The following is a 14,695-nucleotide window of genomic DNA, read 5'->3' as shown; positions in this document are numbered from 1 at the left end:
GCCCTCGCGCTTGCCGTCAGATATCCGACGGATTTCCGTAACCGTCGATTCATCGACGGGAGACGGCCGAGACCCACTGCCTTCTTAGCGTCCGGCTCGGCGTGGAGGAGCCGCGCCCGGGAGACGCCTCCACCTGGAGGCGGGAGGGGAGGAACGACCGTGACCACGTTCCAAAAACTGGTCGCGATGACACTGCTGACGTTCATCGCACTGTTCGCGGTGAGCACCTACAGCCACCACGCCGACCCGATTGGGACGAAGACCGGCGTCGCAGCGGACAACGCCGTCGTGAACGGCGGACCGAAGACGGTGCCGTTGTCGCAGGTAGGCATCAACAAGCTTGCCAACGTCACCGGTCATCTCGGGGTGTCGATCAACTTCGTGTGGCTGCTCATCACGGGCTTCTTGGTGCTGTTCATGCAGGTTGGCTTTGCCTTCCTCGTGACCGGCCTCACACGAGCCAAAAACGCCGGCCATATGATGATGATGAACTTGTCGTCGTTCGTGATCGCGCTGCTCGCGTATTACGCCGTGGGCTTCGCGTTCCAGTTCGGCGGCATCTCACCAGTGAGCAACCTCGGCGGCGCGTCACCGCTGAACGGCATCTTCGGCCACGGCACCGCTGGCCTGATCGGCGTGCGCGGCTTCTTCCTGCAGTCCGGGAACAGCTACGACGTCGGTGTCATTGCGTTCTTCCTGTTCCAGGTCGTGTTCATGGAGACCGCCGGCTACATCATCATCGGCGCGATCGCCGAGCGGGTGAGCTTCGCCGGGTTCATCCTCGCCGAGATCGCGATGGGTGCCGTCATCTACCCCATCTACGGCAACTGGATGTGGGGCGGCGGGTTCCTGTCGCAGCTCGGCCATTCCGTGCACCTGGGTAACGGCGCCGTCGACTTCGCCGGCTCCGGTGTGGTGCACGCCACCGGGGGGTGGACGGCCCTTGCGCTCGCCATGATCCTGGGTCCCCGGATCGGGAAGTACAAGGAGGATGGGACACCAAGGGCCTTCCCCGGCCACAACCTGGGGTACGCGGTGATCGGGACGCTGGTCCTCACCTTCGGGTGGATGGGCTTCAACCCGGGGTCGACCTTCGGGGCGACCGACCTGCGGATCTCGGTCGTGGCCGTCAACACGCTCCTTGCGGCGTCGGCCGGCGCGGTTGTGGCCATGGCCTGGACCAACGCCAAGTGGGGGAAACCCGACATCTCGATGACCTGTAACGGCATGCTGGCTGGACTGGTGGCGATCACGGCGCCCTGCGCCTTCGTGTCACCAGCCGGAGCCGTGGTCATCGGGGTCGTCGCCGGGTTCGTCGTCGTGTACGCGGTCGAGTTCCTCGACCGGCGCTGCAAGATCGACGACCCCTGCGGTGCGATCGCCGTCCACGGCTTTTGCGGCGTGTGGGGCCTCCTCTCGGTAGGCCTTCTGGCCGACGGGACGTACCCCGACAAGGCGGTTGGGTGGAACGGCATCCCGCATGCGGTGGTCGGGCTCTTCTACGGTGGCGGCGCGAACCAACTCCTCGCGCAGGTCATCGACGCCGGAGTCGGGTTCGGCTGGGCCTTCGGAGTGACGTTCCTGATCTTCACGGTGGCCAAGCGCTTCATGAAGATCCGGGTGTCGCCGGAGGTCGAGATCGCCGGCACCGACGAGGGCGAGTTCGGCCAGGTCTGCTACCCGGACTTCGTGCTGAAGACTGAGGAGCACCCAGGGATCCCGGCCTCGATGCCCGTCGGGACGGCCGGTCCGGCACCATCGTCCACCACCACCGACCTCAGCTGACTGGAGGGGCTGTGAAGCTGATCGTTGCAATCATCAAGCCCTTCAAGCTCGAGGAGGTCACCGACGCGCTGCGGGCGCTCGATGTCTCGGGGATGACCATCTCCGAGGCGCGGGGGCACGGCCGTCAACGTGGGCACACCGAGGTGTACCGGGGAGCCGAGTACACGGTGGACTACGTGCCGAAGGTCCGCGTCGAGGTCGTCGTCGACGACGGCGACGCGGAGAAGGTGGCGAACGCCATCATCAGCACGGCTCGCACCGGCAAGATCGGAGACGGCAAACTCTGGATCATGCCGATCGAGACCGTGGTGCGGATCCGCACCGGAGAGGCCGGTTCGGACGCACTCTGAGCCCAGGCTGGAGGCACTGCTCCGCGACCGCTCGTTGCGGGGCAGTGCCTTCGGCCGTTCCTACGCCTCGCTGGTGGACCAGTGGGTCCGCGACCTCGTGCCCGACGAGCCCGGCTTCGCCGTCGTCGCCGTCGGCGGCTACGGCCGCCGCGAGCTGTGCCCGGGCAGCGACCTCGACATCCTGCTCCTGCACGAGGGCCGCCACGAGGTCGCCGACGTGGCGGACCGCCTCTGGTACCCGCTCTGGGACGTCGGCTTACGGGTGGACCACAGCGTCCGAACGCTCCGGCAGGCGCTGGCGGGAGCCCACGACGACCTGCGGGTGGCGGTCGGGCTCCTCGACGCCCGGGTCGTGGTCGGCGACGAGGCCCTCGGCGACGCCCTGATCCAGCGAATCCACGCCGCCTGGCGCGAGCACGCCCTTCGGCGACTCCCGGCCCTCGACCGGGCGACGGCGGCGCGCCACGCCACCGCCGGCGACGTGGCGTTCCTCCTCGAGCCCGACCTCAAAGAGGGTCACGGAGGGCTGCGGGATGTCACGACGCTGGCTGCCGTCGCGGCGGCGACCGACGTCGTGAGCTTCGACGGGGCCGTGATCCAAGCCCGCGAAACGCTCCTCGAGGTCCGCGTCGCGCTCCAGCGCGTCACGAGCCGCCGATCGAACACCTTGGGCCTCGAGCAACAGGACGAGGTCGCCAGCCAGCTCGGAGATCCGGACGCGGACGTGCTCATGCGTCGGGTCGCGATGGCCGCCCGCGTGATCGCGTGGCACACCGACGACGCATGGCAGCGAGTCCGATCCTGGATCGAGGGACCCCCGCGGCGGTCGTCGGCCGGCGGCGACATCGAGTTGGGACGCGGCATCGTGCTCCGCGACCGCGAGGTGACGCTCCTCGACCCCGCCCTGAGCAGCGACGCCGCGACGCTCCCCCGGATCGCCGCGGCGGCGGCGCACGTCGGCGCCCCGATCGAGCGGGCGACGCGACACGAGCTGGCCGCGCGCTCCCCCGCGCTGACGGATCGCTGGCCCGACGACGCGCGCGAGGCCTTCGTCTCGCTCCTCGGTGCAGGGCGGGAGGTCGTCCCGGTCCTCGAGACGCTCGATCAGGACGACCTCGTCACCCGCCTGATCCCTGAATGGGAGCCGGTGCGCAGCCGCCCGCAACGCAACGCCTTCCACCAGTTCACGGTCGACCGGCACCTCATGGAGGCCGCCGCGCGGGCCGCCGCCCTCACCCGTCGGGTCGAACGGCCGGACCTCCTTCTCGTGGGTGCTTTTCTGCACGACCTCGGCAAGGGCTACCCCGGCGACCACACCGACGCTGGGGTCGGACTCGTCCGAACCATCGCCAGCCGTATGGGCTTCGATCCCGAGGACGTCGAGCTCCTCGCGCAGCTCGTTCGCCAGCACCTCCTGCTCGCGATGGTGGCGACAAGCCGTGACCTCGCGGATCCCGCGACGCTCGAGGCCGTCGCGGCCGAGGTCGGCTCGGTCACGACCCTCGAGCTGCTCCACGCCCTCACCGAAGCCGATTCCCTCGCGACGGGCCCGACCGCGTGGACCCCGTGGCGCGCGACCCTCGTCGGCGATCTCGTCGAGGGCGTGCGAGCCCACCTCGGGGCTCCGACCGAGCGAGGCCACCCGGGTCCAACCATCGAGCCGCCGCCGGGCCCACCCCCTCTGCAGCCGACGGTGGAGGTGCGCGATGGCACCGTCCGAGTGGTCGGCCGCGACCGGCCCGGGCTGTTCGCGGCCAGCGTCGGCCTCCTGGCGCTCCACGGTCAGGACGTCCGCTCCGCCCGCGCCGCGTCCAGCCCCGACGTGGCCGTCGCCGAGTTCGAGGTCGAACCCGCGTTCGGCAAGCCGGTCGAAGCGGCTCAGCTCGCGGATGAACTCGCGGCCGCCGTCGAGGACCGACTCGACCTCGACGGCCGCCTGGCCGAGCGGGCTCGCGCGTATGGCCGTCTGCGGCTCCCGACCGCCGCCCAGCCCGCGGCGCCACGAGTCCTCGTCCACGGGGAGGAGTCACCGACAGCGGCCATCGTCGAGGTCCGAGCTCCCGACGGCGTGGGGGTGCTCTACCGGATCGCCGGCGCGCTCCGCGACGCCGGGCTCGACATCCGCCTCGCCAAGATCGCCACACTCGGCCACGAGGTCGTCGACACCTTCTACCTCGTGGACGCTCGGAACGGCCAGCGACCCTCAGCGCAGACGATCGCTGCGATCGAGCCTCGGATCCTCGGCGCGCTCGCTCCCCCGTGACCCGCCTCCCTGGCCCATCATCGGGCGCGGGGTCACTCGTTGCCCTCGCCACTCCTCACGAGGGCGGCGCCGAGCTGGTCCGCGAGCGCAACCGCGAGGGCCCGGCTCTCGGCCGGGAGCTGGATCCCGCTGCCGTCGGCGGCCATCGTGAGGACGAACCGCCCGACGAGGCGGCCGCCCCCACGCACAGGCAGCTCCAGCTGACTCTTCAAGGCGTGATCGTCGGGCGCCCCCACGTCGACGCGAACACCGCGGTGCCGGAGCTGGGGAAGCGCGCTGCGGAACGGGGGACGCTCGAATCGAGCGCTCTTGAGGTCGAGGATCGTCGTCAGCTCGTTCTGCACCACGGCGACCAGCCGCCCGGCCGACTCGCCGCCGGCCGCCAGCTCAGCGAGGCGCCGCAGGTGCTCGGCCTCCCGACGACTTCGGCGAGCGACGGCGTAGCTCCGGCGGCTGCGGGCGACGATCTCCCCGACGACGAGCCCCACCGCCAGCAAGAGGACGAAGGTCTGGACGTCGTCCCCGTTGTTGATCGAGAGGGAGTAGTAGGGCCGCGTGAAGAGGAAGTCGAACGAGCCCGCGGCGACGACGGCGGCGATCGCCCCGCCGAGTCGACCGCCGACGATGGCCGCGACGAGCACGGCCAGGACGAGCACGAGCGCGACGTTGGGCGTGCGGATCTGGTCCCGAAAGGGCAGAACGACCACGGCCACCGCGACAGGACCCACGACGGCAACGGCGAGGTCCTTCAGCCCGAAGCGTTCGCTCAGGGCAGCCGGGATCTGACGGTGCTCATCCACCGTCGTCCTGTCCTCGCTCGTGAGAACATCGACGCCACTGACGATTTCACTCACCGGATCGTAATCCGGCGCGTCCGTAATCGCGTTCGGCTCGTGCCGCGCGGCCTGTGGTCGTCGCGCGCTCAGGCCCCGATCAGGATGGCCCGAACCGGGTCCTCCGACTCTGGGGTCACCAGGACCAGCACCTCGTCACCGACGTCCACGACCGTATCGCCGCGCGGCACGACGACGTGGCCCTCGCGAACGATCGCGACCACGGTGGCGTCGCGGGGAACACCGAGGTTGGCGATGCTGAGGCCGGCTGCGGGCGAGCCCTCAGCCAGCGTCACCTCGACGAGCCGGGCTTGGCCACCGCGGAACTGCAGCAGCCGCACCAGCGAGCCGACCGAGACTGCTTCCTCCACCAGGGCGCTGAGCAGGTGGGGAGTCGACACCGACACGTCGACCCCCCAAGCCTCGTTGAAGAGCCACTGGTTCTTCGGGTGGTTGATCCGGGCCACCACTCTCGGAACCGCGAACTCCTGCTTGGCGAGCAACGAAATCACGAGATTGTCTTCGTCGTCGCCGGTCGCGGCGACCATCACATCGGTACCCTCGACCCCGGCCGCGTGCAGGGAGCTGACCTCGCAGGCGTCGGCGACGACCCACTCGACGTCGAGGGTCGGACGACAGCGGTTGACCAAGTCCAGGTTCTTGTCGAGCAGGAGCACGTCGTGGCCGGCCTCGCGCAAGTCGCCCGCGATGTATGTCCCGACGTTCCCCGCACCGGCGATCGCCACCTTCATGTCAGTGACCAGGCGTCGTCGGTGGATTCGCGAGCACTCGCGTCAGCTCGTCCATGTCCTGCTTGCGAACCGCGACATGCAAGAGGTCGCCTTCCTGCCCGACGAGACCCTGGGTCGCGAGCGCCGCATGGCCGGCGCGGGTCACCGACACCAGCCGGAACCGGGCGTCGTCGGCGAGGCTGTCCAAGCTGCGACCGGCCCATGCGTCGGGCAAGGACCGTTCCACGAGGACGACCTCCCCGCTGGGCTCCGACCATTCGGTGACCGTGTTGTCCTCGAAGAGTCGACGCATGACCTGGTCCGTGGTCCACGTGACGGTGGCAACGGTTGCGATCCCGAGGCGCTGGTAGATCACGGCCCGGCGGGGGTCGTAGATGCGGGCTACCACCCGCGGGACCTCGTAGGTCTCGCGAGCGATGCGGGCGGCCAGGATGTTGGAGTTGTCGCCGCTCGTGACCGCCGCGAGGGCGGTCGCGTCGTGGACGCCGGCGGCCTCGAGGTGGTCCCGGTCGAAGCCGAAGCCGTGCACGGCCCGGCCGCTCCATCCCGGTGGGAGCCGGCGGAAGGCGGCCGGGTTCTTGTCGATGATGGCCACGCTGTGGCCGTCTCCCTCGAGCGCGACGGCCAACCCGGAGCCCACCCTCCCGCACCCGACGACGACGATGTGCACCCGTCGATCCTGGCACACCCGAGTCCGGCCCGGCCTTCGATGATGCAAGACTCGCCGCGACGGCGCCGCGGCGTCCCGACCCGTCCAGGAGACTCATGAAGACCGAAGCCGACCTTCGGACGCCCGACCCGACGACGCTCCCCGGGCCGCGGCCGGTGCCCACCTCCTATGACGTACCCGAGACCCTCGGGTATCGGATCAAGAACCGGCTGCTCGGCCCGCCACTGAACACCGAGCAGCTCGTCCACGAGCGTCTCGGCAAGCCGACCGCGTTGGCCGTCTTCGCCTCGGACAACCTCTCCTCGGTCGCCTACGGGACCGAGCAGATCCTCACCCACCTGGTTCCCTTCGTCGGGATCGCCGCCTTCGCGCTCGTGATGCCCATCACGATCGTGCTGCTCGTGGTGCTGGCCTTCTTGATCCTCTCGTATCGACAGACGATCAAGGCCTACCCGAGCGCGGGCGGCGCCTACATCGTGACGCGCGACAACTTCGGGCTCTTGCCGGCCCAAGTCGCTGGTGTCGCGCTGCTCACCGACTACGTGCTCACCGTCTCGGTGTCGGTGGCCGCGGGCACGGCGGCGCTCACCTCGGTCTCGCCGTCGCTGGCCCCGTACGCGGTGCCGCTCTCGGTGTTCTTCATCCTCTTCATCGCCTTCGGCAACCTCCGAGGCGTCCGCGAGTCGGGGCGGTTGTTCGCAGTGCCGACGTACTTCTTCATCTTCTCGATGCTGGCGCTGCTGGGCATCGGCATCGGCAAGCTGATGCTCGGACACCTACCCGTCGAGTCGCTCCATCACCCGGGCCTGGTGCACATCGGCCACGGCGGCAGTGGCTTCCTGATGGGGGCGACGCTGTTCGTCGTGCTCCGCGCCTTCGCCTCCGGCGGGGCCGCCGTCACCGGGGTCGAGGCCATCTCGAACGGGGTCCCTGCGTTCCGGGTCCCCGAGTGGCGGAACGCCCGCACCACGCTGGTCATCATGGGTTCCACGCTCGGCGCCATGTTCCTGGGGCTGTCGCTGCTCGCCGCCCACATGCACGTCGCGCCCTACGCCAAGGGCACCCCGACCGTCATCTCCCAGATCGGCAAGGTCGTCTTCGGAGGCGGCCCGGGTGGCCACGCCTTGTACTACTGCCTCCAGGCGGGCACGACGCTGATCCTGATCCTCGCGGCCAACACGTCCTTTGCCGACTTCCCCCGCCTGGCCAGCTTCCACGCCGGCGACAACTTCATGCCCCGCCAGCTCACCAAGCGCGGCCATCGCCTCGTCTTCTCGAACGGCATCATCGCGTTGGCGGCGGCGTCGATCGTGCTGGTCGTCATCACCGACGCCAAGGTCGACCGCCTCATCCCGCTGTACGCCATCGGCGTGTTCACGTCGTTCACGCTCTCGCAGGCCGGGATGGCGAGACACCACGTGCGGCTCAAGGAACCGGGCTGGCGCAAGGGCCTCTTCATCAACGCCACGGGAGCGGTGCTCTCGGGGGCCGTCGACGTGATCATCGCGATCACCAAGTTCAAGCCGGCGGGCTCGATCCTGGGCGCCTGGGTCATCATCGTGCTCGTCCCGATCATGGTCTACGGCTTGACGCGCCTGAACAAGCAGTACGAGGCCGAGGCCGTCGAGCTCGAGGAGAACGCCCCACAGGCGGCGGAGGCTCCGATCCTGCGCCGCCACGTCGTGATCGTGTTCGTTGACACGCTCGACCTGGCCGCGGCCCGAGCCATCCAGTACGCGCGCACGCTCATGCCCGATGAGCTGCGCGCGGTCCACTTCGACCTCGACCCCGTCCGCACCGAGGACCTCGCCGTCAACTGGCGTCGCCTCGGGCTGACCCAGCTCCCGCTGGACCTCCTCGAGATCCCAGATCGGAGGATCGCCCGCGCCGCGCTCGACGTGGTCGCCGAGGTCGTCGCCGACGGCGAGACCGAGGCCACGGTGCTCCTTCCTCGGCGCGACTACAACCGCTTCTGGCACCGGTGGCTCCACGACCGGACGGCTGACACGATGGCCGCGGTCATCAGCGAGCTGCCGCACGCCAACGTCACCATCGTTCCGTTCCACCTCGGTCAGAACCGGGTCACGCCGTCCCCGCATCACCGCCGACCCCGGATCCCTCGTCGGCGGCCCACGGCCCCCGTCGAGGCCGAGCGCCCGAAGCCCGAGCTTCAGGTCGAGGGTGCGGTGCCGATCGACACGGTGCGCGAGCGGCAACGGGTCCGCATCGCCGGTCGCGTGCACGCCCTCCGGGTGCAGCCGTGGGCCGGTCAGCCGACGCTCGAGTGCACGATCACCGACGGGACGGGCCGCATCACGGTCGTCTTCCTGGGACGGCGACACATCGCCGGCATCGAGCCTGGTGCGCGTGTCGTCATCGACGGGATCGTCGGTACGCGCTCCGGACAGCTCATCATCCTGAACCCGGACTATCGCCTCCTGCCCAACGACGCTCCGACACCCACCAAGAAGCCGGCGCGGCGCTGATCGGAGGCCGGCCGTTGCGACACGCGAGCTGAGAAGCGGTGGGTCGGGACATCCGCCTCCACCACGAACGCGTCATCGGCGTGGCGCTGCTCCTCGGCGTGGTGCTCTCGCTCTACTTCCTCCTGACCAGCTTCGCCGTCGCGGGGACGGGCCCGGCCCCGGTGCAGTGTGGGACCACGGTCGGCGCACTCGGCCAGGACCGGTCGACGACCGCGGACCCGACCGGTGCCTGCCACGCCGGAGCGGTCCAGCGGCTGCATCTCGCGACGGGCTACTTCGGGGCCGGTCTCGGCGTCGGGCTCGCGGTGTGGATCATCGCCGGCGCTCGGGAACGATCGCTGAATCGCGCCTGGGCGTCGGCCCGGGCCCCGTCACGGTGGATCAGCACGCCCGGTCAGGTCTGGGTGCTGGCGGCGTTGCTGTTCGTCGTGGCGGCGGGTGCGGCGCAGCAGGGGATCTGACCACCCGGGGCGGTGCCCCGTCAGCGCGGCTGGTCGTACATCGCCTCGATCTCGTCGGCGTACTTGGCGTGGATCCCGCGCCGCTTCAGCTTCATCGTCGGGGTGAGCTCCTCCGAGTCAGGGAGCCACTCCTGGCCGAGCACCGTGAAGCGCTTCACTCGCTCAACGCTCGAGAACCGCTCGTTGGCGGCACCGACCTCGCGCTCCACCTCCGCGTGCACCGCCGGGTCGTGGGCGAGGGCCTCGAGCGAGTCGGCGTCGACACCATGGGTCTTGGCCCACGCCGGTGTCACCTCGGGGTCGAGCACGAGCAGCGCCGACACGAAGGGCCGACCGTCGCCGATGACGCAGGCCTGCCCGATCAGCGGCGAGGCCTTCAGCGCCGCCTCGATGTTCGCCGGGCTGATGTTCTTGCCCCCGGCGGTGATGATCAGCTCCTTCTTGCGGTCGACGATCCGCAGGTAGCCGTCGGCGTCGAGCTGGCCGATGTCGCCGGAGTGCAGCCAGCCCTCCTCGTCGAGGGCCTCCGCGGTCCGCTCGGCGTCGTTGAGGTACCCGCGGAAGATGTTCCCGCCCCGAGCCAGCACCTCGCCGTCCTCGGCCAGACGCACCCCGCAGCCGGGGATGGCGCGTCCGACGGTGCCGACCTTGACTCGAAACGGCTCCCACGTCATGGGCCCGGACGACTCGGACAGCCCGTAGATCTCCGACAGCTCGAGGCCGAGCGACCGGAAGAAGACGAGGACCTCGCGAGGGAGCGGTGCCGCCCCGCTGAGCGCGGCCTGCACCGCGTCGACGCCGAGGGTCTCGCGAACGAACGCGAGCGTCGGCGCGTGGGCCCGGTACTCGGCCGCCAGCGCCTCGGGCAGCGGCTCGCCCCGGGCTCGATGCTCCTGCTCGCGCTCCCCGACCGCGAGCGCGGCGTCGAGCGCCCGCCGTCCCTCGGCGTCCCGACCCGAGATCGCGAGCACCCCGGCGTGCATCTTCTCCCACACCCGGGGCACCGCGAACAGCAGCTGCGGGCGGACCTCGGGGAGGTACTGCGAGAGGAGCGACGGTTCCGGGCAGGTGGTGACCTCGTAGCCGAAGACGACGCCCCAGTAGTGGGACACCATCCGCTCGGCGATGTGCGCCATCGGCAGGTACGACACGACCCGGAAGCCGGTGGGGTCGATCGGCAGGGTGCGCCGCAAGCTCTCGACCGTCCACACCACGTTGGCGTGGTCGATCATGACGCCCTTCGGCGGGCCGGTCGTCCCGGAGGTGTAGATGACCGTGGCCAGGTCCTCGGGTCGCGGCCTCGCCGCGGCGACGTCCAGGTCGACGGCGCTCCCGCGACACAGCTCCTCGAAGTGGAGGACTTCGTCGGGGGCGCGGCCGTCGTCGTCGATGACGGCGATGTGCGCGAGAGCCGGCAGCTCGTCGCGCACCTTGAGGAGCCGCTCGAGGTACCCGACGTCCTCGACGATCGCCGCCACTGCCCCCGAGTGCTGGGTGAGGTACTGGACCTGCTCCGGCGCTGACGAGTTGTAGATCGACACCGGGGTCGCGCCGACCAGGACCGACGCCACGTCGGCGACGTGGAACTCGGGCCGGTTCCGCATCATCAGGACGACCCGGTCGCCGGGTCCGACGCCGAGCCCTTCGAGCGCCGCCGCCAGCCGGCAGGCCCGATCGGCGTAATCGGCCCAGGTCCATTCGCCCCAGCCCTCTCCGGTCCGCCACCGCAGGGCCACGGCGTCGCCCCGGGCGGCCACCGTGTCCCGGAAGCGGGTCGCGACCGTCTGCCCGGCCACGGCCCGGGCCAGCTCCTCCGACGTCACCTGCGGCACCTCGCCCCCCCTTTCGGCCCGCAGTCTCGCGCGGCCGGTTCGCCCCCCGGCCTGCCACCCGCGGGGTCCGGCGCCGCCTGGGGCCGGTTGTCCACAGCCACGGTGGAGAACCCGGTCAGGGAAGTGGAAAAACTGTGGACAATGGTGGATACTGTGCGCATTCGCGTCCCGAGGAGGCCGTTGGGGCGCCCGGCAGCCGGGCCGGGATCTCTACGCCGAACCCTCCTCGGGGCGCGTCGCGTCCCGCCGCCGGCGGCTCAGAACCGCTCGGCGAAGCAGCGGTGCTCGATCCCGCCGAGGACGAGCTCGCCGTAGACGCCCTGGATCATCGAGCGGCAGCGTTCGGCCCAATCGAACGCGGCCGGAGCCAGCACTCGACGCATGACCTGGGTGTAGCCCCCCTCGTAGATGCGGTACTCGGCCCAGGCTCCCGGGTAGTCCTTCGTGCACGCCACCTCGACGAAGGGCCGGTGGTGGGCGGCGCCGAAGCGCCGCACCCGGTTGGTGTGGGTGTGACCGGCGAAGTAGCCGACGACGTGCTCGTGGCGCGCGAACACGTCCACGAGGGCCTCGCTGTCTGACGGCTGGATGCCGAAGTACGGGCCTGCCGGACGGCGCGGCGCGTCGACGTTCCAGCAGTGGTGGTGCCCGAAGACCAGGACCGGTCCGACCCGCTCCGACGCGAGGTCGTCGAGCCACTGCACCTGGTCGGCGGGGAGCTGGCCGGCGTCGGTGCCCGGGATGACGGTGTCGAGGACCGCCAGGGTCACGCCGGGGAGCTCGACGGCGTAGGGGGTGTCCTCGACCGCGAGGGTCGGGTCGAGCAGGGCGTCGTGGTTGCCACGGACGTGGTGCATCCGCTCGCCGAGCCCGCCGTACGCAGCGAGGAAGGCGCCGTACTGCTCCTCGGTGCCGATCGCGGTGAGGTCGCCCTTCACCACGACCGCGTCCGGGTCGAGGTGGCGCATGTCGGCCACGACGGCGCGGTTCATGGTCTCGGGGTACGGCGGCGCGCCCGGCTCCGCGCGCAGGATCGGGCCGATGGCGTCGGTGGCTGGATCGCCGGTGCGGCCGCACTCGAGCTCGCCGAGGTGGGTGTCGTTGGCGGTGGCGACGGTGGCGAGCACGCGACCGGCGGGACGAGCCAGGGTGCGAACGGTCGCGGGGAGGAACCGGCTCGGCGGCGCGCCCTCGACCGTGAGCCGATACTCGGTGTCGGGATCGAGGCCGATCACGCGGGCCACGTGGCGCGGACCCGTCGTCGTCACCTCGCGCGGGCCGACCCGGGTGGTGACGAGCTCGTCACCGGCGGTCGTGCAGGTGACGACGACCTCGTCGGGCCCGACGCTCATCAGCTCGGGCTCGATCGGACGGGCCGTCACGCCCGGCTGCGGCGGGGCATCCGGCCCGAGAGGCGCCAGGGCCCGCGACGGAGGCCCGACCGGTGCGCGCGCAGGCGCGAGGTGCGGACCCACTCGTGGAGCGTGTCGTCGCCCCCACGGGCCCGGCGCGCCGGCAGGCAGACGGTGATCGCGGCGAGGATCGCCGCCACCTCATCGGGGGTGGCCTCGGGCGAGATGGCGCGGAGAACGGGGCGGGGCGCCGGCATCGCTAGAGCGGCACGTTGCCGTGCTTGCGCTGAGGGAGCTGCTCGCGCTTGGTCCGCAGCATCTCGAGGGACCGCACGAGCACGCGGCGGGTCTCGCGAGGGTCGATCACGTCGTCCACGTAGCCGCGCTCGGCCGCGATGTACGGGTTCGCGAAGCGCTCGCTGTACTCCTCGATCAGCTCGGCGCGGCGGGCCTCGGCGTCGCTGGCGGTCTCGATCTCCTTGCGGAAGATGATGTTGACCGCGCCTTGCGGGCCCATCACGGCGACCTCCGCCGACGGCCACGCGAACGCGAGGTCGGCACCGATCGACTTCGAGTTCATGACCACGTACGCGCCGCCATACGCCTTCCGGGTCACGATCTGGACCCGGGGCACGGTCGACTCGCAGTAGGCGTACAGCAGCTTGGCGCCGTGGCGGATGATCCCCCCGTACTCCTGGTCGGTCCCGGGCAGGAAGCCGGGGACGTCGACGAACGTCACGAGCGGAACGTTGAACGCGTCGCAGGTCCGCACGAACCGGGCCGCCTTCTCGGAGGCGTCGATGTCGAGCGTGCCCGCCAGGACCTGCGGCTGGTTGCCGACGACGCCGACGACGTGGCCGTCGATGCGGGCGAAGCCGCACACGATGTTCATGGCCCATAGCGGGTGGACCTCGAAGAAGTCGCCGTCGTCGACGACCGCGCCGATCACCGCCTTGATGTCGTACGGCTTGTTCGGCGCGTCGGGGATGAGCTCGACGATCCCGTCGCAGCGCCGGTCGGGGTCGTCGGAGGGCTCGAAGTAGGGCGGGTCCTCGAGGTTGTTCTGCGGCAGGAACGACAGCAGGTACCGGACCTGCTCCAGGCAGGACTCCTCGTCGTCGGCCACGAACGTCGCGATGCCCGACTTCGAGGCGTGGGTCATCGCGCCGCCGAGCTCCTCCTGGGTGACGTCCTCCCCGGTCACGGTCTTCACGACGTCCGGGCCGGTGATGAACATGTGCGAGGTGCCCTTGACCATGAACACGAAGTCGGTCATGGCCGGGGAGTACACGGCGCCGCCGGCGCAGGGCCCGAGGATGACGCTGATCTGGGGGATCACCCCGGACGCCTTGACGTTCCGGAAGAAGATGCCGCCGTAGGCGGCGAGCGACACGACGCCCTCCTGGATGCGGGCGCCGGCCCCGTCGTTGAGCCCGATGACGGGACAGCCGACGGATTCGGCGAGGTCCATGACCTTGTGGATCTTCTCGGCGAAAACCTCGCCGAGGGCGCCGCCGAAGACGGTGAAGTCCTGGGCGAAGACGAACACCTTGCGACCGTCGATCGTCCCCCAGCCGGTGACGACCCCGTCGGTCAGCGGACGGCTGTTCTCGATCCCGAAGCCGTGGGCCCGGTGGCGCGCCAGCATGTCGAGCTCGACGAAGGAGCCCGGGTCCAGCAGCCGCCCGAGCCGCTCCCGGGCCGTGAGCTTGCCGCGGGCGTGCTGACGCTCCACCGCCGCCTCGCTGCCGGCGTGCAGGGCCTGCTCGCGCAGCGTCGCCAGCAGGCCGAGGCGCTCCTCGATCGGGTGCGGCACCGGCGCAACGGCCGCGCCCGGCGCGGCCTCGCCGCGGACTTCGTCCTCTTCGGCGGCCATCGGTCGCAGGCTACTGCCAGGGCCTCGTCCGGCCG

12 protein-coding genes are annotated in these 14,695 nt (G+C 70.6%); 5 read left to right on the top strand and 7 right to left on the bottom strand.

The features are described from left to right. The first annotated feature begins 159 nt into the window (after positions 1-159). Genes amt through VG869_01990 form a run of 3 tightly spaced genes read left to right on the top strand, consistent with a single transcriptional unit; the run spans position 160 to position 4,398 of the window. Positions 160-1,785 carry an ammonium transporter gene (gene amt, locus VG869_02000; GenBank protein ID HEV3449951.1) on the top strand — a complete coding sequence of 542 codons (1,626 nt, stop codon included), beginning with the start codon at positions 160-162 and terminating at the stop codon, positions 1,783-1,785. An 11-nt stretch (positions 1,786-1,796) separates the two neighbouring features. Then, positions 1,797-2,135 carry a P-II family nitrogen regulator gene (locus VG869_01995; protein HEV3449950.1) on the top strand — a complete coding sequence of 113 codons (339 nt, stop codon included), beginning with the start codon at positions 1,797-1,799 and terminating at the stop codon, positions 2,133-2,135. A gap of 7 nt (positions 2,136-2,142) precedes the next feature. After that, complete coding sequence (locus VG869_01990) at positions 2,143-4,398, top strand: [protein-PII] uridylyltransferase (protein ID HEV3449949.1); 2,256 nt, start codon at positions 2,143-2,145, stop codon at positions 4,396-4,398. Between the two features lie 32 nt (positions 4,399-4,430). Here VG869_01990 and VG869_01985 read toward each other — a convergent pair whose 3' ends face one another. The 3 genes from VG869_01985 to VG869_01975 all read right to left on the bottom strand — a co-directional run bounded on the left by VG869_01985 (position 4,431) and on the right by VG869_01975 (position 6,653). Then, the gene (locus VG869_01985) at positions 4,431-5,198 is read right to left on the bottom strand and encodes a DUF4118 domain-containing protein (protein ID HEV3449948.1); all 768 of its coding nucleotides are present in this window, start codon (positions 5,196-5,198) and stop codon (positions 4,431-4,433) included. 122 nt (positions 5,199-5,320) lie between these two features. After that, a complete protein-coding gene (locus VG869_01980; GenBank protein ID HEV3449947.1) occupies positions 5,321-5,983 on the bottom strand; it encodes an NAD-binding protein in 663 nt (220 codons plus the stop codon). A gap of 1 nt (position 5,984) precedes the next feature. Beyond that, positions 5,985-6,653: a TrkA family potassium uptake protein gene (locus VG869_01975; GenBank protein ID HEV3449946.1), complete on the bottom strand. Its 669-nt coding sequence runs from the start codon at positions 6,651-6,653 to the stop codon at positions 5,985-5,987. A gap of 95 nt (positions 6,654-6,748) precedes the next feature. Here VG869_01975 and VG869_01970 point away from each other — a divergent pair, with 95 nt between their 5' ends. After that, positions 6,749-9,139 carry an amino acid permease gene (locus VG869_01970; GenBank protein ID HEV3449945.1) on the top strand — a complete coding sequence of 797 codons (2,391 nt, stop codon included), beginning with the start codon at positions 6,749-6,751 and terminating at the stop codon, positions 9,137-9,139. A 38-nt stretch (positions 9,140-9,177) separates the two neighbouring features. Beyond that, positions 9,178-9,600 carry a hypothetical protein gene (locus tag VG869_01965; GenBank protein HEV3449944.1) on the top strand — a complete coding sequence of 141 codons (423 nt, stop codon included), beginning with the start codon at positions 9,178-9,180 and terminating at the stop codon, positions 9,598-9,600. 20 nt (positions 9,601-9,620) lie between these two features. Here VG869_01965 and VG869_01960 read toward each other — a convergent pair whose 3' ends face one another. From VG869_01960 to VG869_01945, 4 genes are all read right to left on the bottom strand, one after another. Beyond that, on the bottom strand, positions 9,621-11,423 hold the full coding sequence (locus VG869_01960) for a long-chain fatty acid--CoA ligase (GenBank protein HEV3449943.1): 1,803 nt from the start codon (positions 11,421-11,423) through the stop codon (positions 9,621-9,623). A gap of 266 nt (positions 11,424-11,689) precedes the next feature. Next, positions 11,690-12,814 carry a metallophosphoesterase gene (locus tag VG869_01955; protein ID HEV3449942.1) on the bottom strand — a complete coding sequence of 375 codons (1,125 nt, stop codon included), beginning with the start codon at positions 12,812-12,814 and terminating at the stop codon, positions 11,690-11,692. Continuing rightward, positions 12,811-13,041 carry a hypothetical protein gene (locus VG869_01950; GenBank protein HEV3449941.1) on the bottom strand — a complete coding sequence of 77 codons (231 nt, stop codon included), beginning with the start codon at positions 13,039-13,041 and terminating at the stop codon, positions 12,811-12,813. Before VG869_01950 ends, VG869_01955 begins: the two co-directional genes overlap by 4 nt. A gap of 2 nt (positions 13,042-13,043) precedes the next feature. After that, on the bottom strand, positions 13,044-14,660 hold the full coding sequence (locus tag VG869_01945) for an acyl-CoA carboxylase subunit beta (protein HEV3449940.1): 1,617 nt from the start codon (positions 14,658-14,660) through the stop codon (positions 13,044-13,046). Positions 14,661-14,695 lie beyond the last annotated feature (35 nt).

Source organism: Acidimicrobiia bacterium, assembly GCA_035948415.1.
Taxonomy (GTDB): domain Bacteria; phylum Actinomycetota; class Acidimicrobiia; order IMCC26256; family PALSA-555; genus PALSA-555.
The sequence above is the reverse complement of the archived record's forward strand: the minus strand, read 5'-3'. Positions and strand labels throughout refer to the sequence as shown.